19 protein-coding genes are annotated in these 24766 nt (G+C 54.3%); 12 read left to right on the forward strand and 7 right to left on the reverse strand.

What is annotated here, in order from left to right:
* Nucleotides 1-5: 5 nt before the first annotated feature.
* Nucleotides 6-812 (forward strand): tRNA (guanosine(46)-N7)-methyltransferase TrmB, encoded by an 807-nt coding sequence (gene trmB, locus HMPREF2765_RS04495; protein ID WP_005508988.1) that lies wholly within the window; start codon nucleotides 6-8, stop codon nucleotides 810-812.
* Between the two features lie 108 nt (nucleotides 813-920).
* On the opposite strand, the gene HMPREF2765_RS09185 is transcribed toward trmB, so the two are convergent.
* From HMPREF2765_RS09185 to tnpA, 3 genes are all read right to left on the reverse strand, one after another.
* A complete protein-coding gene (locus tag HMPREF2765_RS09185; protein ID WP_141749087.1) occupies nucleotides 921-1904 on the reverse strand; it encodes a hypothetical protein in 984 nt (327 codons plus the stop codon).
* A gap of 2 nt (nucleotides 1905-1906) precedes the next feature.
* Complete coding sequence (locus HMPREF2765_RS04505; protein ID WP_141749088.1) at nucleotides 1907-2626, reverse strand: Pycsar system effector family protein; 720 nt, start codon at nucleotides 2624-2626, stop codon at nucleotides 1907-1909.
* Nucleotides 2627-2861: 235 nt separating this feature from the next.
* A complete protein-coding gene (gene tnpA / locus HMPREF2765_RS09065; RefSeq protein ID WP_239663332.1) occupies nucleotides 2862-3296 on the reverse strand; it encodes an IS200/IS605 family transposase in 435 nt (144 codons plus the stop codon).
* 26 nt (nucleotides 3297-3322) lie between these two features.
* On the opposite strand from tnpA, the gene HMPREF2765_RS04510 reads away from it, so the two are divergent.
* Entirely contained in the window at nucleotides 3323-4561 is a 1239-nt protein-coding gene (locus HMPREF2765_RS04510) for an RNA-guided endonuclease InsQ/TnpB family protein (protein ID WP_049346853.1), read from the forward strand.
* Between the two features lie 153 nt (nucleotides 4562-4714).
* Here the strand turns inward: HMPREF2765_RS04510 and HMPREF2765_RS04515 are convergent, their stop codons facing one another.
* The 4 genes from HMPREF2765_RS04515 to dnaK form a co-directional block, all read right to left on the reverse strand.
* On the reverse strand, nucleotides 4715-5221 hold the full coding sequence (locus HMPREF2765_RS04515; RefSeq protein ID WP_049346854.1) for a heat shock protein transcriptional repressor HspR: 507 nt from the start codon (nucleotides 5219-5221) through the stop codon (nucleotides 4715-4717).
* Between the two features lie 3 nt (nucleotides 5222-5224).
* Nucleotides 5225-6217: a DnaJ domain-containing protein gene (locus HMPREF2765_RS04520; RefSeq protein WP_049346855.1), complete on the reverse strand. Its 993-nt coding sequence runs from the start codon at nucleotides 6215-6217 to the stop codon at nucleotides 5225-5227.
* Between the two features lie 342 nt (nucleotides 6218-6559).
* Entirely contained in the window at nucleotides 6560-7138 is a 579-nt protein-coding gene (locus tag HMPREF2765_RS04525) for a nucleotide exchange factor GrpE (RefSeq protein WP_070604418.1), read from the reverse strand.
* 2 nt (nucleotides 7139-7140) lie between these two features.
* Nucleotides 7141-8973 carry a molecular chaperone DnaK gene (dnaK, locus tag HMPREF2765_RS04530; RefSeq protein ID WP_070604420.1) on the reverse strand — a complete coding sequence of 611 codons (1833 nt, stop codon included), beginning with the start codon at nucleotides 8971-8973 and terminating at the stop codon, nucleotides 7141-7143.
* Between the two features lie 782 nt (nucleotides 8974-9755).
* Here dnaK and HMPREF2765_RS04535 point away from each other — a divergent pair.
* The 10 genes from HMPREF2765_RS04535 (at nucleotide 9756) to HMPREF2765_RS04585 (ending at nucleotide 24650) form a co-directional block, all read left to right on the forward strand.
* The gene (locus HMPREF2765_RS04535) at nucleotides 9756-10274 is read left to right on the forward strand and encodes a hypothetical protein (protein ID WP_070604423.1); all 519 of its coding nucleotides are present in this window, start codon (nucleotides 9756-9758) and stop codon (nucleotides 10272-10274) included.
* Between the two features lie 87 nt (nucleotides 10275-10361).
* A complete protein-coding gene (locus HMPREF2765_RS04540) occupies nucleotides 10362-12164 on the forward strand; it encodes a pentapeptide repeat-containing protein (RefSeq protein ID WP_141749089.1) in 1803 nt (600 codons plus the stop codon).
* A 148-nt stretch (nucleotides 12165-12312) separates the two neighbouring features.
* Complete coding sequence (locus HMPREF2765_RS04545; RefSeq protein WP_070604427.1) at nucleotides 12313-13956, forward strand: pentapeptide repeat-containing protein; 1644 nt, start codon at nucleotides 12313-12315, stop codon at nucleotides 13954-13956.
* Nucleotides 13957-14119: 163 nt separating this feature from the next.
* Nucleotides 14120-15703 (forward strand): pentapeptide repeat-containing protein, encoded by a 1584-nt coding sequence (locus HMPREF2765_RS04550; protein WP_070604428.1) that lies wholly within the window; start codon nucleotides 14120-14122, stop codon nucleotides 15701-15703.
* A 791-nt stretch (nucleotides 15704-16494) separates the two neighbouring features.
* Nucleotides 16495-18246, forward strand: coding sequence for a pentapeptide repeat-containing protein (locus HMPREF2765_RS04555; protein WP_070604430.1), 1752 nt, complete (start codon nucleotides 16495-16497; stop codon nucleotides 18244-18246).
* A 135-nt stretch (nucleotides 18247-18381) separates the two neighbouring features.
* Entirely contained in the window at nucleotides 18382-19989 is a 1608-nt protein-coding gene (locus HMPREF2765_RS04560) for a pentapeptide repeat-containing protein (RefSeq protein WP_049327870.1), read from the forward strand.
* Nucleotides 19990-20171: 182 nt separating this feature from the next.
* Nucleotides 20172-20651 carry a low molecular weight protein-tyrosine-phosphatase gene (locus tag HMPREF2765_RS04565; RefSeq protein WP_245534294.1) on the forward strand — a complete coding sequence of 160 codons (480 nt, stop codon included), beginning with the start codon at nucleotides 20172-20174 and terminating at the stop codon, nucleotides 20649-20651.
* The gene (locus HMPREF2765_RS04570) at nucleotides 20648-21316 is read left to right on the forward strand and encodes a nucleoside/nucleotide kinase family protein (protein ID WP_049340568.1); all 669 of its coding nucleotides are present in this window, start codon (nucleotides 20648-20650) and stop codon (nucleotides 21314-21316) included. Before HMPREF2765_RS04565 ends, HMPREF2765_RS04570 begins: the two co-directional genes overlap by 4 nt.
* 964 nt (nucleotides 21317-22280) lie before the next feature.
* Nucleotides 22281-23531, forward strand: a complete 1251-nt coding sequence (locus HMPREF2765_RS04580) for a multidrug effflux MFS transporter (protein ID WP_049358401.1) — start codon at nucleotides 22281-22283, stop codon at nucleotides 23529-23531.
* 216 nt (nucleotides 23532-23747) lie between these two features.
* The gene (locus HMPREF2765_RS04585) at nucleotides 23748-24650 is read left to right on the forward strand and encodes an aminotransferase class IV (protein ID WP_049358402.1); all 903 of its coding nucleotides are present in this window, start codon (nucleotides 23748-23750) and stop codon (nucleotides 24648-24650) included.
* Nucleotides 24651-24766 lie beyond the last annotated feature (116 nt).

The raw sequence follows: 24766 nt of genomic DNA on the forward strand, positions 1-24766 counted from the left end.
TAGGTATGTCTACTGAGAACACGCAGCCTAGCCAGGCACCCGAATCCACCGAAGAAAAGGCCAAGAAGCCGGTTCCCGAGGAATTCTTCCGCCAGCCCTACTCCTTCGTCCGCCGCGGCGACCGCCTCACCGCGCGCCGCCAGAAGGCGTGGGACACCTACTCCCCCACCCACGTGCTGGACATTCCGCGCCTGCGCACCGACACCTCCGTCGCGCCCGAGGCGACCTTCGACCCGGTTAAGATTTACGGCCGTGAGGCGTACCAGGTCGTCGAGATCGGTTCCGGTCTGGGCGAGGCAATCGTGCACCGCGCAGCTGAGGTGCCCGAGGCGAACTTCCTCGCCGTTGAGGTGTACACCCCCGGCATCGCGGACCTGCTGCTGAAGATGGGCAACGCCGGCGTGGAGAACGTGCGTGTAGCTCAGGCGAACGCACCCGAGCTGCTCGACAACATGCTTGAGGAGAACTCCGTGGACGAGCTGTGGGTGTTCTTCCCGGACCCCTGGCACAAGTCCCGCCACCACAAGCGCCGCCTGGTGTCCCCGGCGTTCGCTGATAAGGTTGCGCGCGTGCTCAAGCCCGGCGGCATTTGGCGTCTGGCGACTGACTGGGAGGAGTACGCCCTGGTCATGCGTGAGGTTCTGGAGGCGCACCCCGACTTTGAGAACGTGAACCCCGGCGCCGGTGCGACCGAGGAGGATCCGCTGGGTGGTTGGGCTCCGCGTTGGGAGGGTCGTACCCTCACCAGCTTTGAGCGTAAGGCTCAGGAGGCGGGCCGCCGCGCGCACGATCTGACCTACCGCCGCAAGTAAGCGGGGCAGCGTTAGTACGCGACTTATACGTTAAAGCAGGTGAGGCTCCCCGGTCATTCGGGGAGCCTCACCTCCTTGTTCATATACGGATTCTTCTATAGCTAAACCCTATGATTCATCAGCCGACGCATGTTTCAAAGCCTTCTCGTAGATAAATCGGTAGGAGTCATTTCTAGATTTTTCAAACTCTTCCAGCTTCTTTATTTCTTTCGAAATATTAATCTGCATGGGTGCACCAGTAAGTTCTTCAAGAATCGAGAAATTTCCTATAGGGACATAATACAGAGGGTACTCAACAAGACCAGTTTCTTTAATGGTGCACCCTTTTAGCTCACGTTCTCCCATAGAATATATACTAAATGGACTTATCTTATTTTTTTCAAGACCCACCATTACAAGATAAGCCAAATAGGGCGATAGAATCATTCGATGTGCCTCAGATTGCTCTGCAACCCTAAATCCAAGATCAACATCAGCTCCGATAAAATCTATAAAATAGTCTTTTTGAATCTCTCGGAGATTAATTCTACAATCACTGAAGGATTTTAGGTCAGCGAAACTTCCAATACCCAAACTTCCTACCTGATTTTTTAAATCCTCCTTACCTTTTAGATTGTTATTCCAATCCTTAGGCATAAGATTCCAGCGATAATCCCAGGGGTTCCCTTGCGAATGAAGAAGAAAAGCGTAGCTACGCAGTTTTAGGGTGTATGACGAACCAGGAATCTGACTGGGAGAAACTGATTCAAGAGATGCAATAAATTGCTGCAATGCCTCTCCAATAGCTACCGGTTCAGGCCTGCCGTCGTCTCCAATAGGTATGGTTCGGAGATACACCAGCTCATCGCCCCTGACTCTCCATAAGAACCACCCTGTATCGACGCCAGATTCAACCTGATGATTCGACTCCCTCAGACCTTTATCGAAGCTTTCCATAAAGGTTGATATTACGCCGACACCAGAAATAGGATACTTAATTTTTAAAGCAGTTGATTCACTAATATCAACACCACATACCAATATAGCGTGAAATCCACCCCCAGCCCTTCCAGAATCGATGGACCTATTATCTACATAATCAGCACTAATCAAGCCTACTTCACTTTCTTTTTATATGACATCCAAAGACCAATAATTACAAGAACACTAATTACAAGAGCAATAACCAGAGCAGAACATACCGGCCATTCATAGAAAATTGTAGAAATCCATGGGATAAATCCAGTCGCTGACAGCACCAAGAAGAGCGAACTTAAAAATACTGAGGTCTGAAGTTTCTGGACATTTTTAAATTTAGTATTTGCAATATTTGCAAGCTTCACTAGTTGACCATTGAGATATTCATCCCTTTTATCGAATGAAACATTTTTCAAAATATATCTTTGGTTACTATTTTCGTATGACCCATAAAAAAATACGTTTCCTTCAGCTCCTCCAACTTCTCTATTAGGAAACTGAAGAAATCCAATCCCGAAAGAGGTAATCACACTAACAACAAATGAAACTACCCAAAAATACGTCCATAAATTCCAAAAGCTATTATTTTTATCCATAGCAGGGATGAGTGAGCCATAAGCCGCTACGATAAAGCCCTGGACGGCCAACAGCATCTGGATTCTTACGTCAGCATTTTTAATCCAATCGGAGAAGTACTGAACAAGTCTCCATCTCTCCTCATAACTCACGCCCTGCTCAACCGGAGCTGGTGCTTGGGCCTCAGCCGGTGCCCGATTATTATCAGTTGCTGCATCGCCAGACCCTGCCTGATTCTCAGTAACTTTCTGCTCTTTGATAGCTACTGGCTTCCACTGCATAAAGGTGTTCCAGACGAACAAATTTTTCACTCTGCCAACCCCTCTTCCATCTCAATACCCCGAACTTGTTAGTCCAACTATGCTATCTCCAACTATATAACCAAGCAGGTGAGGCTCCCCGTTCGTTCGGGGAGCCTCACCTCCTTGTGTGTGGGTCCAAGTGCATGCGGGGCGGGGGTCTACCCTCCCTCGCTTCGTATGACGCTAAGACGCACAAGTCTATATAAGTAGCTGACTAGCCTAGACAAGCTAGAACAGCCGGGCTGTTTATCCCAGTGTAGCCGGTTAGCGCGGCTTGCGATAGAGCACCACTAGCAGAGCCTGCGTAATACGAGCGTGACCACAGATGCCCATCCAACAGGTAAGGGGCAATCTCATCCGCGTAATCTCGCCGTAAGATACGCGAGGAAACACCTTTGAGGGAATTGACCAACTTGGAAACAGCAACTGTTGCAGGGTATCCCACCAGCAAGTAAACGTGATTGGCCCCTCCGCTGAACTCTTCCAAGGTTGCGCCGAAGTTTTTACATACGTCCCGCATGATGTTTTCACAGGTTTTCAACATGTCATCTGTGAAGACATATCGACGGTATTTAGTTACAAACACCAACTGGACATGAAGATCCCAGATAGCTTGTCTTCCAGTGCGAATGTCTGCATTATCTGCCATGACACCAAGTATATAATGGAGATGTTATGTTGAAGCGTTACCGATACCGCGCATACCCAAAACCGGGCCAGGTCGAACCTATTGCCCGACTCTTTGGATGCGTGCGCGTAACCTACAACGACGCTTTAGCCCACGCACTAGAGACCTACCGGCTCACCGGCACTAAACCTTCAGCCGCTGAACTGTCCGCACGCCTGACTGCGTTAAAGAAAACCGAGGAACGATTCTGGCTGAGTGAGGTCTCCTCCGTACCCCTACAACAAGCCTTACGTGACTTGGATAAAGCCTATAAGGCTTTTTTTGCTACTGTCACTGGCCAGCGCAAAGGTAAACGCGGCGCTCATGCACCGCGCTTTAAAAAGCGCAGTCACCGCCAGTCAGCAAGGTTTACGAAGAACTCCGGGTTTATAGTGCATGAAACAACTCATCGAGTCGGTTTTGTGCGCTTGGCCAAAATTGGAAATGTGCGGTTCGTGCTGTCACGCCCTCTACCTGCTGAGCCATCCTCAGTCACACTCATTCGTGAGCCGGATGGGAAGTACTATGTCTCATTTGTTGTGGATGTGCCTGCTGAAAATATTCAGATACCGGAGCCTTCTGCATACGCTGTCGGTGTTGACCTAGGCCTGAATCGCCTGGCCGTAGCTGTCAATTCTGAGGGTGAACGGGTGTTCTTTGAGAACCCCCGCCCTTTAAAGAAGGCAGCGGCACGTCTTGCTACGCTTCAACGTCAGCTCTCCCGTAAAAAGCGCGGTAGCAACCGCTACGAAAAGCAACGCATCCGCCTAGCCAAAGCTCACGCCAAGGTACGCAATACAAGGAGCCATTACGCGCATCAGGTAGCAAACAAGGTGGTGGACGAGAACCAAGTCATCGCCCTGGAGAACCTGAATGTGGCTGGTCTGTCGCGTACCCGTTTAGGTAAGTCGGTATTGGATGCCTCATGGGGTTTATTACGCCGTCTGATAGAAGAGAAGGCTGATGAACGTCATCGCATGGTGGTCTTTGCTGACCGGTTTGCCCCCACGTCGCAGCTGTGTTCTGTGTGTGGTGAGCCGGGCGGTAGAAAGCCGCTGAATATCCGTGAATGGGCGTGTACCAAGTGTGGTATGCGCTTAGATCGAGATGCTAATGCGTGTGTGAATATTATGCTCGCCGCAGGACTTGCGGAGAGTTTAAACGAACAGAAGAGGGACGTAAGACGCCTGCTTGCGGGTGCTGTTGCTGTTGACGCTGTTAACCCACCGAGAGCCGCATACCTGTAGGGTATGCGGCTGGCAGGAGTCCTCTTTGTTCGCAAGGAGGAGGAAGTCAACCTCCCTCACGCGGCGTATACACGAAGACGCACAAGCCTATATGAGCAGCTGACTAGCGCAGATGAGCTAATCAGCCGTGCCGTTTATCCAAGTGTAGCCGGTTTAGCGCGGCGACTTCGCGTCATCCGCCGTAGCAGGCTGGTGACGCTGACGGTACAGCACCACAGCCGAAGAACGCTGACGAGGCGCCGGGCGGGTACCGCGGGCAATATGCACCACATCGCCACTGGTACCTGCGGCGAACACGCGTTCCGCCATGCCCAGCTTCACCTTCGCGTCCTCAACCTGACGCTGCAACGCCGCAATCTGCTCCTGCTGCTCCTCCACGAGGGACTCCAGCTCAATAATGCGGCGAATACCCTCCAGGGAGACGCCCTCCTGAGAGAGCTGCTGAATCTGCTGCAGACGGTTCACGTCACGCTGCGAATAGCGGCGCGCCTTACCGGGCGCACGCGAAGGCTGGACCAGGCCGATGCGGTCGTACTGGCGCAGGGTCTGCGGGTGCATGCCCGCCAGCTCAGCCGCCACAGAAATCACGAAAACCGGCAGGTCCACGCTGTGCAACGGCTTGCCGCTACGGGACTTAGATGATGATTCTCGAGATGCCATGGTTTACTTCGCCTTCTTCAACAGATCCTTACGCGGGTTCTCCTGCGGTGCCAGTTTTACGAACTTATCGAACGCTTCCTGCGCCTCTGCGCTCAGCTCAGTGGGCAGAACAATCTCCGGGATGACCAGCAGGTCGCCGTCGCCGCCCTTAGCCTTGAAGCCGCGGCCCTTAGCGCGCAGTCGGCGGCCGACCTGGCCGGGTGCCAGGCGCAGCTTCACGGTGGATGCGTCGGGCAGGGGCACCTCAATGACGGCGCCGTCGACGGCCTCAGCGAGGGTGACGGGTGCACGCATAACCAGGTTGTTGCCCTCGCGCGAGTACACGGAGTCATCGGAGACGCGCACGGTGACCTTCAGGTCGCCGCCGCGCAGGCCTTTGCCGCGCAGGCGGACCTTCTGGCCGTCCTTGATACCTGCGGGGATGCGTGCCTCGGTGTGGGAGCCGTCCGGCAGGAACACGGTCACGGTTGCGCCGGTGTATGCCTGGGCGAGGCTGATGCGGGTGCTGGTGGTGCTTTCTTCGGGTGCTGTGTGCTGTGCGCCGCCGAAACCGCCGCCACCCATGCCGCCGAAGTCGGCGCTGGTGAAGCCTGCGGAGCGTCGGGAGCCGCCGGCGCTACCGCCGAAGAGGCCGCCGAGCAGGTCGTCAATGTTGATGCCTGCGCCGCCGTTGCTGAAGCCGCCGAATGCGTCCGCGCCGGGGTAGCCGGTGTAGCTTCCACCGCCAAAGCCACCTCCGCCGAAGCCGCCCATACCAGATGCGCCGTAGCGGCGAATCTGGTCGTACTCTTCGCGCTGCTTCTTATCGGAGAGCACGTCGTATGCTTCCGAGATTTCCTTGAACTTCTTCTCTGCTGCGGCGTCGCCGGGGTTCAGGTCCGGGTGGTACTTGCGGGAGAGCTTGCGGTACGCCTTCTTGATGTCGCTTTCGCTTGTGTCTTCGCTGACACCCAGTGCCTTATAGAAGTCGTCGGTTAGCCAGTTTTCACTTGCCATGTTGTGTTTCTCCTTCTGCGGTGATGCGCCGCCCTCCTCGGTTACGGGACGGCTTGCAGGGGCACCGCGTGCTTGTCTTAATACTCTATATAAAAGTTTAGTCTACTTGACTCAATTTTGAAAGGGCTGAGCCCAAAAAATAGCGCCCCTACAAGCCTTTAACCGCCACCACAGCTCGCCAAAACCCGCGCCAACACACCGGGTATAACAACCCCGGCAGAACAGGCGCACCGGGCGAACAGTCCAAGCCAGCAGCCCAGGCAAACAACAGGGCGGGCACTCCCCCACCAGGGAGAGCACCCGCCCGTCGTTAGTTATTCAGCCAATGCTGAGCCGACCACCTTACGGTGCGACAGCCACAGCCACCTGCGCGGTACGAACCACACGGTCGTTCACGCGGTAGCCGTAACGCAGAACCATGGAGACATGATCCTCAGCCACCTCGTCGGTGGGCTGCTGCAGAACAGCTTCGTGGATATTCGGGTCGAAGGCGTCGCCTACTTCACCGAAACGCTCCACGCCCTGCTTGCCGAGCAGCTCTTCGAGCTTGGTAGCGATGGAGGCGAAGGGGCCTTCCTGCAGGTCGCCGTGCTTACGTGCGGCGTCGATATCGTCGAGCACCGGCAGCAGTGCGCCGACCAGGTCACCGATTACGAAGTTTCGCAGCTGCTCCTTTTCGCGGGCGGTGCGGTTCTTGAAGTTAGTGAACTCGGCCTGCAGGCGAAGCAGGGAGTCCAGACGCTCCGCGGCGAGTGCCGCATCAGCAGATTCTGCTTCTACGGCGTCCTGGAGCTCAGCCTCGACGGCTTCCGCAGCTTCCTCGGGGCTTTCGACCGATTCAGCTTCGGGGTGGCCTTCCGCTGCGGGGGCGTTGAATGCCTCCTCCAGCGGGTCGGGGGTGGTGTTTTCCTGCTCAGCCATGATTACTTCTTCTCGTCTTCGTCGATAACCTCGGCGTCGACAACGTCCTCATCAGCGGCGGGCTTGGACTCGGATGCCTCAGCCTGAGCTGCTGCGTAGAGTGCCTCGCCCAGCTTGGACTGGGATGCCTGCAGCTTCTCGAATGCGGACTTCACTGCTGCGTCGTCGTCGCCCTCGAGTGCCTTCTTCAGCTCGTCGACATCGCCCTGAACGGAGGTCTTGACGTCCTCGGGCAGCTTGTCGCCGTTCTCCTTCAGGAGCTTCTCGACGGAGTATGCGACGGACTCAGCTGCGTTGCGGGTGTCAGCAGCCTCGCGGCGTGCCTTATCCTGCTCAGCGTGTGCCTCTGCGTCCTTGACCATGCGGTCGATGTCGTCCTTGGAGAGGGAGGTACCGCCGGTGATGGTCATGGACTGCTCAGCGCCGGTGCCCTTGTCCTTTGCGGAGACGTGCACGATGCCGTTTGCGTCAATGTCGAAGGTGACCTCAATCTGGGGCACGCCACGGGGTGCGGGGGCAATGCCGGTCAGCTCGAAGGTACCCAGGTTCTTGTTGTCGCGAGTGAACTCACGCTCACCCTGGAAGACCTGAATGGTCACGGAGGGCTGGTTGTCCTCTGCGGTGGTGAAGGTCTCGGAACGCTTGGTCGGGATTGCGGTGTTGCGCTCGATCAGCTTGGTCATCACGCCGCCCTTGGTCTCGATACCGAGGGAGAGGGGGGTGACGTCGATCAGCAGAACGTCCTTACGGTCGCCCTTCAGCACGCCTGCCTGCAGTGCTGCACCCATTGCCACGACCTCGTCGGGGTTCACGCCCTTGTTGGGCTCGCGGCCGGTGAGCTCCTTGACGAGCTCAGCAACAGCGGGCATACGGGTGGAGCCACCAACCAGGATGACCTCAGAAATCTCAGAGATGGACACGCCAGCTTCCTTGATTACGTCGAGCACGGGCTTCTTGGTGCGCTCGAGCAGGTCGCGGGTCAGTTCCTCGAACTTTGCGCGGGTCAGCTTCTCATCCAGGTGGATGGGGCCCTCGGGGGTCACGGACAGGTACTGCAGGGAGATGTTGGTGCTAGAAGCGCTGGACAGCTCCTTCTTAGCCTGCTCAGCTGCCTCCTGCAGACGCTGCAGAGCAATCTTGTCCTTGGACAGGTCAGCACCGGTGTTTGCCTTCACCTGTGCGAGCAGCCACTCGACGACGCGGTGGTCCCAGTCGTCACCACCGAGGCGGTTGTCACCGCTGGTTGCGCGAACCTGAATGGTGGAGAAGCCGTCGTCGTCCTTGCCGACTTCCAGCAGGGAGACGTCGAAGGTACCGCCACCGAGGTCGAAGACCAGGATGAGCTCGTCTTCCTTACCCTTGTCCAGGCCGTATGCGAGTGCTGCGGCGGTGGGCTCGTTGACGATACGCAGGACGTTCAGGCCTGCAATCTCGCCGGCTTCCTTGGTTGCCTGACGCTCAGCGTCGTTGAAGTATGCCGGGACGGTGATGACAGCGTCGGTGACCTTGTCGTTCAGGAATGCCTCTGCGTCACCCTTCAGCTTCATGAGGATACGAGCGGAGATTTCCTGCGGGGTGTACTTCTTGCCGTCAATCTCGGTGGTCCAGTCGGTGCCCATGTGGCGCTTGACGGAGGAGATGGTGCGGTCGACGTTGGTCACTGCCTGACGCTTTGCGACGCTACCGACCAGAACCTCGCCGTCCTTGGAGAATGCGACGACGGAGGGGGTGGTGCGGGTACCCTCTGCGTTAGCGATGACGACCGGGTCGCCACCTTCCAGTGCTGCTACGACCGAGTTGGTGGTACCGAGGTCAATACCTACTGCACGTGCCATATGTTTATTCACTCCTTAGGTGTTAGTGCCCCGCTTCTTCTAATGCGAGGCGGGATAGTTTGAAAGTTTTGGAGGCGGTCGGTGCTACGCGTGCCGCCCCGCGTGGGGTGGTCTGCGCGGCTCCTTGAGCCTCATGTACTCAAGTATGCACTCTCTCGGAGGGGGTGTCAATAGAGTTGAGCGAACTTTACTCAATTTTTTTATGCGGAGGGGCGTGAGGGGTGGGGTTTTCGGGGCTCTGGAGGGGTGTTTTGCGGGGGATTTTGGGGCGGCGACGAGGCACGAATGGGACGCGGACGGGGCGTTTTGCCGCGGGATTCCGGGGTTTTCGGCCCAGGCGAGGGTGCGACGAGACGGTTCAGCGCACGGCAGACACCGACGGGCACTCGGTGCGAAAAAATTTTTAAAAATCTTTAAAAAAGGGGTGAAAAACCGAAAAATTGGGGTGCGAGAGGTGCCGGAAGGTGGCATGAGGGCACCCTACATAGGGCGCACTGGGTGATTTTTAGGGCTGGAGGCTAGGCCCCTGGCAGTGCTGCTAGGGGTGCGCTTCGTGCAGGCGTCTCAAGTACGAGCACCCACTGTGAGGCATCGCAGCGAGACATCAGAGATTCGCTCCCCTTATATAGAGAGGGTCTGTTTGCAAGCACCATCGCTCACTTTATGGAGGTATCTCTGCTTGTCCGACGCGCAATTCCCTAACCTTCACCTGTGGCTTGAGAGTACCCGCCTGCCGTATGCTGGTTACGACCATATCCTCTCAAAGTAGACAGGAGAATCTCATGCCAGAGGACTACACCCCGGAGCACAAATACCACCAAACGAAAGATATCGCTTCCGATACACCAGATAGCCCATTAGATGTCTTATCATCAATATTAAAACCACAAGCAGGGAAGGATTATATACTTCCCATACTAATCTGCATAATTACCATTGTTCATTTTCTCGCCTTTCCACATTGGGATTCTTTTTGGATTGACATCATTAGATTATCCCTATCCATTTTAACTATTTTCTATATCACTAATATTGCCCGCAAGGCATATAACAAAAGATTAGCTATCATAAAATCATTCAACAATAGTCAGCCGCAATTTTTTACAACTATTGTCGCTTTTGGTGGAATGCTTGCAATCTTTATTCCAATGATTATGAATATCGCAAAACTTATCGACAATAGCGCACTGTTGACAACCGCATTGCTCACTATTACTGGTGGCATTATTGCAATATTCGGCTACTATATAACGCATCAAAAGAGTGAACTTGAAAAAGAGCAGATGAATATGCAAAAATAAAAAGATGCTCGAGACCATATTCGCCAGCTCCATGATTCCTACAACGACCGTTTCGATAAAGCTGTTGCGGAGCTTAACAGCAGCAATGTGAGGGCTGCTTATGCAGCTGTACCTAAACTAGCCAAACTTGCCGATGCCTGGTTAGATTACAAAGACCTCAGCAACGATAAGGAAGAATTGAAGAAGCTAAAAAAGAAGGCAAAGAAAGAAGCTCAAACAATCATAAATATTCTTTGCAAATATGTACGCACCATGCCCGGGGAATATACAGAAGAAAACCTTAAGAACATAGGAGCCCTAAACTTCACAGACCAGGATACACTTAAAAATGAGTCCGAGGTTCGTCGTCTTATTTTCTCTGAGATGAGTGACCGCTTCAGTAAAGTCACTTTTGAAAACGAAAATTTAACCACCACCCCTGGCATTTGGAGTAAATTCAATTTCGATTTCACCAGGGCACCAATTTTCTACCCCCTCAATAACCTCAAAATTGAGAAAGGTGTTTTCACATCCGCCAAATTCTACAGTAATGCAGATTTCAGAGGATCGACCTTTATCAAAGACGTAGATTTCAACGAAGTAACCTTCAACGGAAAAGCTGACTTCTCCAGCCAAAAGGATGCAAAAACCACCTTTGTCGGCAAGGCGTCTTTCAACGGAGCTAATTTCAGCAGCGAAACACATTTTGATGAGCTGACCTTTATTGAAGTAGCAGACTTCTCTACTCGAGATAACGCAAAAACAACCTTTGACGGAAAGGCCACCTTCAACGGTACACATTTCTCCCAAGAAGCAAAATTTACCGAAGTAACCTTTAATGAATCAGCTGACTTCTCTGCCCAAAGCGACATAAAAACTGTTTTCGGAGCACAAGCCACCTTCAACGACGTACAGTTCCATAAAGAAATTTCATTTAATAAAGTCCTTTTTGAAGGAATTGCAGATTTTAGCACCAAAAAGATAGAATCTTTTAACGAAACTTTTATGAGTGATGCGAAATTTACAAATACTCATTTCAAAAAAACTGCGAATTTTTCATATATACATTCCTACTCAAACAATAATTCCCACAAGATTTACTTTAAACAAGTGGATTTCCACGAAGACTCCCTGTTCATTAACACCGAATTTCAAACAGATGTACACTTTGAGAAAACCGTTTTTCACCGCAAAGCAAAGTTCAACGATGCAATTTTCCTAAAGTCTGTAGAATTTTACAATAAAACAAATTTTCAGGGTGAAGCCATTTTTTCCGGGCTTGCTGTCTGGATGAATACCAAGTTTAAAAACGTATCCTTTGATGATAAGTCTTATTTCAAGGGGGCTATTCTTGGCAGCTCCACATCAATAAATCAGCAAGAAACTTGTTTTTATGAATCTAGATTTGATGAAGATGCAGATTTTTCCGATGTCCATTTTTGCGGTATCAATAAATTTATAGATTTATATTTCTTTAAAGAGGTATCCTTCTACAACTCAACGTTTACAGGTGATACATCCTTCATCCAAAATCCCAATAATTCTTTTGCACTCAATAAAATCACTAGCCCTAAATACAAAGAAAAAGCGGAATTCTCCGATGCAAAGTTCGAAGGAAAATTACATTTTGAGAATATTGAATTCAATGATGGGGCAGATTTTATCAGGACAGTTTTTTACGAAGAATCAAATTTTGAAAATATTCTTTTCAAGAATTCGTCACCTGATTTTAAAGATGCAAAATTTACAGTCCATTCAAGTCATCGGTTCACAACTTCCCAGAATTCGATTCCTTGCAGAAGGAAAAAACTCAGAGACCCTCGAAATAATAAGTTAAAAGCATATAAAATTCCGATTGGGTCATATTTATTTGATAATGACCCAGATAACCCAATAGCCGGACCGGCATAAAAAGATTAGCCCTGCCACACTCTGTGTGGCAGGGCTAATCTTTTTATTGAGATATTCAGGTTCTAATCTAAAGGGGAAAGCGCGCAGGGGCGGGGTCCTCCCCTATGCTGGATATAAGCCAGCACCGGAGCAGGAAGGGCACACCCCCATGAACCTCAACAAACTCTTCACCGCGCTACGGCAACGCAAAAACACCCCGGCACGCAACCAGCCGGCTGGGCGGCGCAAACGCTACACGCACGCTCTCGAACAATTCCTCGACGGACAACCCGCCGTACGCCTCGGCGCGGTATTCACGCTCGTAAACCTCGCGGACGGATGGCTCACCGACGCCTCTCTCCCCACGCAAGTACGCCGCGAAGAAGCCCAGACCATCATCGACGCGCTAACCGAATGCATCCGCACGCCCTACCCCCTCGCGCAGAAACGGCTTGTCCTAGAATCAGACGAGGCATCCGAAAGGTACGAAGGCGACTTTACGCGCGATCAGGAGTCACTACGCGAAGAGCAGCTGGTGCGCCGCACCGTCTTCATGGGGCTCAGCCGCCGCCTCGCCGCAGTCGCAGGGAGCAACGAGAAGAGCACCGGAGAAGGCAAGCACGCGGTGCCGCAAATATCACCAATGTGGGCTGACCTGCGCTTCGACTTTGGTGGTGCGCCCATCTTCTACCCGTTGCGGCAGCTGCACTTTCAGAACGCCGACTTCGCCTCCGCAACCTTCTACGGACAAGCGGATTTCTCTGGTTCAACCTTCCACGGTGACACCAGCTTCTCGGCGGCACAGTTCACCGCTGACGTATCCTTCCACGGCGCGAACTTCAACGACTGGGTGGGCTTCAGCGCCGCACACTTCGCAGGCGCGGCAACTTTCAGCGGGGCGCATTTTGCGGACGTGGCAAGCTTCGGAACCGTAACCTTCACCGGCGAGGCTGATTTCTCAGATGCGGTCTTTTCAGCTGTGGCTGACTTCGCGGTAGCCTCCTTCGAGTCCGATGCCAACTTCTCGCGCTTGAACACCGCAGGCATAGCCAGCTTCGCGGCGGTCACCTTTAAGGGAAAGGCAATATTCACTGCCTCCACGTTCCACGATGAAGCGCACTTCGCCGCGTCGGTCTTCAACCGCCCGGCGGTGTTCTCCAAGTCGCTGTTCGGCGGGGTCGCGCGCTTTGCCGGTGTAGTCACCAAGCAGTCCGCAATGTTCAGCAACGTACGCTTTGCGAGCGCGGCGGACTTTAGCGGGGCGACCTTCACGCAGTACGAGGATTTTGGTGGGGCGCGGTTCGACGGCGACGCCACGTTCAGCCGGGCGTCTTTTATTGCGCTTCCGAGGACGCGCTATGAGATGGACTTCCCGCAGCGAGCGAACTTCGATAACGCGGCCTTCGCGCAGGATGCCGACTTTAGTAGGGCGACGTTCACGGCGCATGTCGGCTTCTACAAGGCGACGTTCGCGCGGGAGGTGAGCTTCAACGGGGCGAGCTTTGAGGGCGCCTACTTCGCGGATGCGACGTTCGGTCAGCGGGCAGATTTCAGGCAGACTAGCTTCATGTATGTTAAGCCGTCCTTTGAGGCTTTGGATAGGCGGCTGCAGAGGGCACGGTTCTCTGCGCAGGCGGATCCGCAGGATTACCTGTTCGAGGCGCGCCCGGAGAGCCCGCACGGTTTCAGCTGCGGCGAGGCAGAGCTTCATAATAGAACGTTCGTTCTGCCTCTCGGTGCGGTGCTGTACGACCCGGATTCCTGGGACGAGGAGAAGCAGGAGTACACCCGCTTCAGTGAGCCCGCACAGTAAAACCTAGCACTCCCCCGCCGTCGGGGAAGCTCCCGCACACAGACCCCGCCCGTGCATCCAGCGCTGGCGGGGTTATTGCTTTTGACCAGAAACCACCCAAGCCCAGCAGCTTTACCTTATGCTGAGTATGACCCGCCCCTTTCAACGATGACAGGAGAACCACATGCATCTGGCCCCCAGCACCGCGTGGGTTTGGCTGATAGCTTGCGCAGTCGTCATTCTGTTTTTCCCGCTCGCCGCGCAGTTCGGCAATCTCAAGGGGAAGCTGTCTAGCTTCCGCACCTGGGTTTGGGCTATCGCTCTCTTGGGCATTGTCGCGGCGGGTTTTATGCCTTTCGCCTTTGACACTGACATCGCCTATTTTGAGGTTCAGCCGTTCATTTTCTTCATCACCGGCACCCTGCTGGGTGTTCTCTTTCTTGGGGAGTTCCACCGCATGAACGCCCAGAAAAAGCTGGAACACCCCCAGCGGGTGCATGCCGAGCGCCGTACCCGTTACAGCAAGGCAGTTGAGCATCTGGCGTATCCGAATCCGGCAGTCCGTGCGAGCGCCATCAGCACTCTTGCGGGTCTGGTGGATGAGTGGCTCGCTGACGAGCAGCTCAGCGTTGAGGCGCGGCAGAAGGAGGGGCAGGTCATCGTCAATGCCCTCTGCGCTTATGTTCGTTCGCCGTTCTCGCGGGCGTTCAAGGCAGAAGCTTTTGAATCCGATACGCCGCCCGCTAACTATGCGGGTGATTTCGCTACGGATCTGGCGGCTTTTCGTGGTGAGCAGGATGTTCGCCGCAGCGTCTTCGTTGAGATGAGTAAGCGTAGCAGCACCCTTGCTGAAAATGAGAAGGGCGAGGTGGCTGTTGTTCCCGGCGCGTGGAGCGGCTTTGAGTTCGATTTCAGCCGGGCGGTCGTCTTCTACCCTCTCGACGGTCTGACTCTTGAGAACGCCGATTTCTCTGCGGCGAGGTTCTGCAACGGTTCAGATTTCAGCGGGACAGCTTTTGTGGGCGATGCAAACTTTACCCGGGCGGTCTTTGACCAGGATGCGCGTTTTAGCGACGTAACTTTCATGGGAACGGCGGACTTTAGTAACGCGCGCTTTGCTGGTGATGCATTCTTCCGCTGGGTGGCATTCAATGCTAATGCTGACTTCCGCGAGGCTTCTTTTGGAGGGCACGCTGACTTCCGCGATGCTGCATTTACGGCGGATGCGGGCTTTAGCGGTGCTTCCTTTGAAGGGAACGCTGGGTTCTTTAGGTCGTCTTTTGGCGGTAATGCAAGCTTCTTCAGGACGGATTTTGCGGGAGTTGCGGAGTTCCGTGAGGCGGTCTTTGAGGGGCATGCCGGGTTTAACGCGGCAACCTTCTACGGGGATGCGCACTTTAGCCGGGCTACGTTTGAGGGGCTCGCTGGGTTCCGTGATGCGGCATTTGAGGCAGGCGCGGAGTTCTATGGCGCGTCCTTTATGGGCGTTGCAGATTTCTGCGAGGTGTCTTTCGTGAAGAGCCCGCCAGCCTTCGCTGTTGAGGATGCTGACTCGGGCGAGATGCGCCGGGCGCGATTCGCTATGCTGCCTGCTGGTCAGGAGGCGCATAATTTCGCGGTGTACGAGGGCAGCCAGCCTATTCCGCTGGGTACCGCCGGGCTGAACGGTGTAGGGTACCGTATCCCGGTCGGGGCGGTGCTATTCGACCCGGATTCCTGGGATGCACGGCAGAAGGAGTACACGCGCCTGAGTGAGCCCGCGCAGTAACTATGTGAAGGCCCCGCCACGTTGAACGTGTGGTGGGGTCCTTCGTGCACGTAGTGGACACCACCGAGCAGCAACGTCGAAAATAAAAACGGCGCGAAAAACCCCGCTTGAGCGAGTATGCTCTAGCGGGGTTTTTCGATTCTTATCTACCCGGATTTGTTCATCGCTTTCCAGTGGTATTACGCCACGTCTGAGATAAATAAAACTTAAATTGGGTAACAAAAATCCGCGGAATGTATGTCATCTGATAAAATCAGCAGTGACAACTCAATTCCGCGTTGTCCCTGAGACTCTAATTAAATAGAGAGGAGGTGAACTCCTATGGACGAGAACCGTTTCTGGCTACTCGTTGAACGGGGTAGCTATTTAGCAACCCTGTTCATCGGTCTAGTAGAGGTGCTTAAGTTTGCAGCTCCGCATCTCTACTAAGGGCAATTTACGTGGCGCTACTGGTAATGCTCCAACATTGCTGGTAGCTCCACGTTTATTTTATGGTCATTGTATATAAGGACATGCCGTGTACATATGACCGTATACCTAATAATGTAGCGCATTTCTTAAGGCATAACAACATGACAATACTAATTACGCCCCTATTGCATCCATCGAGAGAAACAATATCGGTCATTTTGAGATTCCATTCCTCGTTGCCTGCTACAGCTGCCGAGAAACCCCGCCTGCGCCTCTCAATCAGGCTGGTCCCTCGTTGATGACCGTGCGCCATTCACGGCAAACAGGTTTACCCTATGCTGGAAGGTGAACGTTCCTATCAGAGAGGACAGGAGAATCTCGTGCCCAGCAATAACACATCATCCACTCCAGAAAGCCAGGTAATCCCGAAAGCTCAGGAGACGCCTTGGTATATCCGGTACTTTATTACGCTCCTCATTGGCTCCGGCCTGGGCGGTGGTGCAGCTGCGATTCTTCTGCCCTGGTTTCTCTGGGTGCACTGCGGCATGAGCTCTGGCAGTTCGGATCAGCTGCGTCTGCATCTTCTGTACGTCACTGGCGGTATTATTGCGGTTCTGACTCTTCTGCAAACAAACTGGAAGAACCAGGGTGACCGCCTCAAAATTGATGCCGACATCAAGAAGAATGAGCAGGATGCGGAGAAGAACGAGCGCGACCATATCCGCCAGGTTCATGCAGAGCGCCGTAGCCGCTATACCAAGGCTGTCGAGCAGCTAGCTAACGAGAAAGCGGCTGTCCGTCTGGGCAGTATCTATACCCTCGTGGGTTTGGTCGATGAGTGGCTTGCTGATGAGAGTCTTCAGGATGAAAGCGACCGGCTCAAGGAAGGGCAAGTTATTGTCAATAGCCTCTGTTCCTATATTCGTTCACCCTTCACCCTGGCACTAAAAGCAGAGATGTTTGAGAGCGATTCAGAGCCTGATAACTATGAAGGAGACTTCTCCAAAGACCAGGCAGCATTTCGCGAAGAGCAGGATGTGCGCCGCACTGTCTTTGTTGAGATGAGCAAGCGCAGCAGTGCCTTTACTAGGGATGGGATTGGCACGGTAATCGACACTTTCCCAGGAAAGTGGAGTGATTTTGAGTTTGATTTCAGCCGGGCGCCCATTTTCTATCCCTTAAAAAATCTCACCATTGAACAAGGTAATTTTGCCTCCACCCGCTTCTACGGAAAGGCAGATTTCTGGGGTGCAAAGTTCATCAGAAACGCAGACTTCAGGAACGCGAAGTTCACCAAAGACGCAGACTTCTGGGGTGCGGAGTTCACCGGAAACGCTGACTTCCAGTACGCGGAGTTCCTCGAAGACGCTGGCTTCAGGAAGGCGAAGTTCACCTGCAACATAAGTTTCGGCGGCGCGGAGCTCACCGGTAACACATACTTCGGCGGCGCGGAGTTCACCGGCAATATAAGCTTCAGGGGTGCGGAGTTCACCGGCAACGCACACTTCGGAGACGTATACCTCGGGAACGTGAAGTTCGTCGGAGACGCAGACTTCGGGAAGGCGAAGTTCGCCAGAAATGCAGCCTTCCAGTACGCGAAGTTCACCAGAAATGCAGACTTCTGGGAAGCGGAGTTCACCGGAGACACAGACTTCTGGGAAGCGGAGTTCACCGGAAACGCGAATTTCCTGGGGGCGAAGTTCACCGGAAACGCGCATTTCCTGGGTGCAAAGTTCACCGGAAACGCAGACTACGGGAACACGAAGTTCACCGGAAACACATACTTCATGGGTGCAAAGTTCACCGGAAACGCAGACTTCGAGAACGCAAAGTTCACCGGATACGTAGACTTCAATGGCTCATATTTCGGACAGTATGCACCCACATTTGCAGGCATCTCCGGCACTGCCAGGTTCTCTGCACAGGTAGATCCGCAGGACTACATTTTCACAGTCCATGAAGGTAGCAAAGCTATCAAATGTGGAACGGCTACACTTCTCGGCAAGTCATTCATAATCCCCCTTGGAACGGTACTCTTCAACCCCAATCCGAGAGATAAGAACAGCAGAACCAGCGAGCCAGCAAAACCATTAGATGAATCCAACAACGGCGAAGATGACAACCCCGAATAGGAATCATCTCCAGAAGGCTCTGCCAGCCTTATGTTGGCGGGGTCTTCGGTTTTGACCAGACACAACCCATGTCAAGCAGATTTACTTTATGCTGAAAACTGAGTAGCCCTATCAGCGAAGGCTGGAGATAGAAACATGAATAAATCGAACGAGGCTCCCGGTGGGCCTTCCCTGCGTCACAGCTGGTGGAGCAGAAACTGGTTTTACACAGCTCTTATCTCGATAGCTGTTATCGGGTCTTTCTGCGCTTTCTGCCTTCCCCTGCTCATCTCAGAACCATTCAGCGCTGGCGATAGCGTAGCGGCGCTCCGCCATGCCATCCTGGCAGCTACCGGCGGCGTCCTAGCGATGCTTACCCTCTGGGAAAACCGACGCAAAAATTTGCAAGAAAAAGACAAAAACGACATTGACCACACCCGACAAGTTAAAGCTGAACGTCGTAGCCGCTACGCCAAAGCAATTGAACAGCTAGCTGATGATAAATCTACTGTCCGACTTGGAGGCATCTATACTCTAGCAAAGCTCGCAGATGAGTGGTTGTCCGATGATAAAACTGTCCCTAGCGAAGATAGCAGAACAGAAGAAGCACAGATTATCATCAACACCCTATGCTCATACATTCGTTTACCCTTCCCTCTTGCAGGAAAACAAGATCTATTGGAGAAACTGACAGATACAAACAAATACAAAGGCGACTTAATAGCAGATCAATTCAAGCTTCGTGAGGAGAAGGAAGTCCGCCGAACCATATTCTCAGAGATGAGCAAGCGCCTCAGTAAAATCGATGAAAATCTCAAAGTAACTCCCGGATTTTGGAGTCACCTAAAGTATGATTTCAATAAATCACAGATTTTCTATTCCTTAGATAATTTATCCTTTGACGCACCTGACTTCAGGGATTCAGTATTTTATGAAGGGTCAAGTTTTACTTCTTCTACGTTTTCAGGGATTGCAAAATTCAACAAAACATACTTTGGAGAAAATATAAATTTTTCAGAAACAAGATTTAGTCAGGAAGCAGAATTTTCTGACTCACGTTTCCATGAAAAAGCAGAATTCTATAAAGCACGCTTCAAAAGAGCGTCTTTTTGGGACACGATATTTGAAAATGAAGCACTGTTTCAAGAAACAAAGTTCTATGAAAGCCCATCCTTCTTCAGGACAAAATTTTGCAATACAGCAGACTTTTTAAAAGCCTATTTTGAGAGCGGAGCCTACTTCGAGCTATCTGAATTTGGATTTATTCTGAGCAACAAAGAAAATGAACGTAAGTTAAAGATTATAAATAACGAAAAGTCCCTAAAGTTCAAATTTGATGATTCATATTTTATGGGAGACTCAACATTTTCAGGTGTCAATTTCCGTGGTAGCACATACTTCAACGGAACAACATTCGCAGACAATATTTCTTTCGAAAAATCACATTTCTTCAATGAAGCTGAATTTGAAAATGCAAAATCTATACAAAAAAGTAACCCAGAAACCGAAGAAAAAACCGAAGGAAAGCTAATATTTTCAGAAGCTTCTTTCCGGCACCCTGCCATGCATGACTTCAGGGTATCTAAGGACAGTCAAACTCTAATTAACATGGGAGTTGTAGACTTCACTCTCTTTGATGGCACAATTATTCGTCGTTCTATTCCAGTGGATTCTTACCTTTTCGAACTCAGCCCACCGGATAAAGAGAACAAGAGAGACATCAATATGAGTGGCGCTTCAGAATCAATTGAAGATTCTGAATAAGATATGCCGAATGCCCCGCCGGCCCTTCGTCGGCGGGGCCTTTTCGCGCCCGGTTCTGGTAGCGACAGCCCCGGCGGCGAGCGCATCCGCCCGTCACCGCGCCGCACACAGCACCGCCCCGAGCACCCGCCGAACCTGCCCGCCCGCCACCCCACCGATACACTAGAACCATGTACCGAATCATGACTGTCTGCACCGGCAACATCTGCCGCTCCCCCGTCGGCGAATACCTCATCCGCCAGCACGCCCAAGAAGCCGGCGTGCCCGTCACCGTCACCTCCAGCGGCATCAGTAACGAAGAAGAAGGCAACCGCATCGACCCGCGCGCCGCCGCGCAGCTCACCACCCGCGGTATCGACCCGTCCGCGCACCGCGCCAGCGTCTTCACCGTCGAGGACTTCGACCGCAACGACCTCATCCTCGCCATGGACGCACCCCACTACCTGCGCCTCAAAGCCCTCGCCCGCAACGACGAGGACAAGGCCAAGATCCGTATGATGCGCAGCTTCGACCCGAAGGTCACCACCACCCACCTGGACCAGCTCGGCATCTACGACCCCTGGTACGGTAGCGAACGCGACTTCGTGTACACCACCGGCCTCATTGACGCTGCCGCACGCGGCCTCATCAACCACCTCAAGCAGGAAGGCGACGCGCAGTGAGTCAGCGTATTCCCCTGAACCAGAACCGCCGCGTCACCGGCACCACCGAAATCCTGGAGCTCTGCAAAGACATGCTGCGCCTGGAGCACGGCATCGGCAACGACTTTGACATGGACACCGCCGAATTCACCGAATTCCGTGCCCAGTTCCTCGCCGACTTTGCGCAGATTCCGCTGATTATCGGCATTGATGGCCGTAGCGGCACCGGCAAAACCAGCCTCGCCGCGCAGCTTGAGCAGAAGCTCACCGCCGCCGGGCACAGCGTGCACGTGCTGCACCTGGACGACTTCTACCCCGGCTGGGACGGCCTCTTCGACGGCGTGGAGGCGTGGGACGCGCTATCCGTGCAACTGACCGAAGGTATTGCCGGAACCTACACCCCGTGGGATTGGGAGGCGGGCGCCCCCGGTGAGGTGCGCACCGTCGACCCGGCGGCTACGCAGGTCATCATCTGTGAGGGTGTCGGCGCGATTGCGGGCGCCTGCGAGGTGCGTATCCTCGCCACCGCCCCGGACGAGGTGCGCCACGAACGCGCTATGGCTCGTGACGGTGACACGTTCCGCCCGCACTGGGAACGCTGGACGAAGCAGGAGGAGGCGCTGCTCGCCGAGATCCCGGAGGACTACGCGACCGTGGACTTCATCTACGACAGCGCGGCGCAGTAGCAGCCGCCTACAATACAGTAGGGCCCAATGCTTTGTGTATCTGGAAGCATTGGGCCCTACGCTATTTAGAGGCAGTTTTATTCAGGCGCTGTTTTACTCGGGCATGGGAGCCGGGCTAGCGGATTCCATGCGGTCTTTATCCCAGTAGGTTGAGGTATTGCTCGGCGCGTGCGTGGAGGCAGTGCCGTCTTTTTCGCTACCCGGGTTGTTGTTAGAAAGCACAGCGAGGATTACGAGCAAGACACAAGCTATGAGCAGCAGGATGCATAGCAAATATTTGTAATAGTGATTGCGCATCTGAGGTGTCCCTCCGGTCGTATCGCGTGGTATGACCAACGTAAGTTATGCCGTTGGGCCTCGCAATGCTTCTCAAGAATATTTCTCAAATATTTCTTCAGCACCGGGGGCTGAGCGGCAGGCTAAAACAAACCGCTCAAGGGGCGGTGTTATCTCTCCAACGGAGCGTGGATAACACCGCCCTTTTGCTCCAGTATGCGTAGGGTGTAGCCACGTTTTCCGGAAGCGCCCTCAGGGTGTCGTACAGACGCTCTCCGCAGCGAAGCAAGGAGAGGCGGAGCGTCTGTGCGACGGGTGCCCCTGCGTAGGCGCGGAGGAAATATGTGGCGTACCCTCCCCTAACCCCTGTAGGAGCGTGGATAACACCCTCCCTTTGCTGTACCTGCGTAGGCGAGCGCCGCCCCTTCTACGCGCCTTCCCCAAGCCCTCCCCTGTAGAAGCGAAGGCGAGCGCCGCTTTCCAGACCAACCAAGCGGAGCCCTCCCAACCCAGCTCAAAAAATATCAAACATTTAACTTACGAAGCCGCCCCCGATTCTGCTACCGTGAACAAGTTGTGCTTCCAGCCTGCGCAAGCTCATCCCCAGGGGCGGTACCACCGCATCCATGTCTTGTAGAGCCGCAGGCGCCGTTGCACGCGCATCACACAGAAAGAAAAACTAAGACATATGTCTTCGAAGTCGACTAAGACCTCTTTCGGGCTATCGCCCATTTTTATCGTAGTTCTGGCGCTGCTGACCGCTATCGCACCGCTCGCCACGGACATGTACCTGGCGGCGCTGCCCGCAGTCGCTGAGAATCTTAACACCACCAGCACGAACGCATCCCTGACGTTGAGCGGGTTCATGGTGGGTATGGCGCTCGGCCAGCTGGTCGTGGGTCCCCTGTCGGATAAGACGGGCCGCCGCAAGCCGCTGCTAATTGGTGCGGTCATCTGCTTTATTGCGACGGTGGCGTGTGGTTTCGCGCCGAATATTGAGCTGCTGATTTTTGCGCGTTTCATGATGGGCTTCACCGGTTCGATTGGTGCCGTGCTGGCGCGTTCTATCGTGGCTGATACGACTGAGGGTCTGGCGACCGCTAAGCTCATGGGCGTCATGATGATGATTAACGGCTTCGCGCCGGTGCTTGCGCCGCTGTTTGGTGGCTGGGTGCTGTCGTGGGGTAACTGGCGCGATATTTTCCATGTTCTCGGCGTGACTACCGCGATCATGATGCTCGGCGTGATCTTCGTGATTAAGGAGACCCTGCCGGTGGAGGAACGCTACCAGGGCACTGCCCTAAGCGTGTACTCGGAGCTGCCGAAGGTCTTCAAGATTCGCCGCTACCTGGGTTTCATGCTGACGATGTGCTTCGCGTTTGGTGCGCTGTTCTCGTATATTTCCGGTTCGACGTTTGTGCTACAGAAGATTCTGGGCCTGTCCGAAACCCAGTTCACGATTGTGTTCGGTGTGAACTCGATTGGTATTGTGCTGTTCAGCGCGATTGCGACCAAGCTGGTTGGACGCGTGGCGCAGCGCCGCATCGTGAACACCGGTGTGGTGAGCCTGCTCGTGGTGTCTTCGCTGCTGTTGGTTAGCTTCCTTGTCGGTATTTCGCTGGTGCCGACGCTGATTCTGCTGTTCCTGCTGACCAGCTCGTGCGGCCTGATTTTCGGTAATGCTTCGGCGTTGGCGTTGAACGAGGCACGCCACATGGCGGGTAGTGCTTCGGCGGTGATGGGTACGGTTCAGGCGATGCTGGGTGCGTTGGCGGCGCCGCTGGTGTCGTTTGCCGGTGAGCATGAGTACCTGCCGATGGGCTTCTCCATTCTGGGTTTCGCGGTCCTGACGGCGCTGGTCCTGTGGCTGACCCCGCGTAAGGATTCGGACTACTCGGCTGACGGCGAGAGCCACGCAGCCCCGGCGGCGGATCACTAGCCTGTTGTTGATTTTTGTATAGCTAAAGCCCCGGATGGGCGACCCATGTGGGTTGCACATCCGGGGCTTTGCTGTTGCCTTTAGCGTTGCTCGGGAGGCGGTATTCGCCCTCGTTCCTACAGGGGACCCGCCCTCGCAGAGCTCGGGCACCCTGATGTCACTACGGGCGATACCGTCTTCCCGCGCCGGTTAGCGACCCGAACGTACAATAAAACTATGTCTAGTACCGTAATTCTTCTGAACGAGCAGAACCCGCAGGGCATCTTCGTCGACCCGTCCGTGCCCCTCATCAGCGTTGATGATCAGGGCTTCACCCGCGGCGACGGCGTCTTCGAAACCATGCTGTCCGTCAACCGTCGCGTGCGTAAGCTCGGCATGCACCTGTCCCGCCTCGAGTCGTCGGCGCGCATGCTGGATTTGCCCGACCCGGAGCCCGAGATTCTGCGTTCGGCGGTGGAGCGCCTCATGCGTGAGGCTGCCGCCGGTGCCGAGACTGCCCTGGGTGAAGAGCACATCGTGAAGATTATTATTTCGCGCGGCCCCACCCAGGCGGTGACCTCCATGCAGCCGGGCCCGTACACGCTGATTATGGCGTCGCCGGTGCCCGCCTCCATCGTGAAGCGCCGCACCGAGGGTGTGAAGGCGATGCTGCTGCCGCGCGGCCACGAGCCGATGGACAACAGCGCCTACCCGTGGCTGCTGGCGGGCGCGAAGACCCTCTCTTACGCGGTGAACATGGCGGTTCTGCGGTACGTGCAGGAGCGCGGCGCGGACGACGCTATCTTCATCACCGACGAGCGTCGCGTGCTGGAGGGCGCCACCTCCTCGGTGCTGGTTGCCAAGATTGAGGACGGCAAGAAGGTACTGTACACGCCTGAGCCGAGCCACGGCATCCTCCCCGGCACCACGCAGGGTGCGGTGTTCGAGGCGGCACGCCAGGCAGGCTGGGAACTGGGCTTCGGGCCGCTCTACCCGCAGGATTTGTTCGAGTCGGACGGCGTGTGGCTGGCTTCGTCGGTGCGTCTGATTGCGCCGGTGACTCACCTGAACGGCACGGCGCTGGCACACGACCCGGAGCTGACCGCCACGCTGTTGAACTACCTGGCGCAGCAGAGCTAATCGCATACGAAAAGGGGACGGTGCCATCCGAGCGAGGATGGTGCCGTCCCTTTGTGCTGTCTGCAGACCAAGTGCGGAGGTGTCGTACCTTCCTGAAGCGACATCAGGGTGCCCGA

The sequence above is a fragment of the Rothia sp. HMSC062H08 genome (assembly GCF_001810775.1).
Lineage (GTDB): Bacteria > Actinomycetota > Actinomycetes > Actinomycetales > Micrococcaceae > Rothia.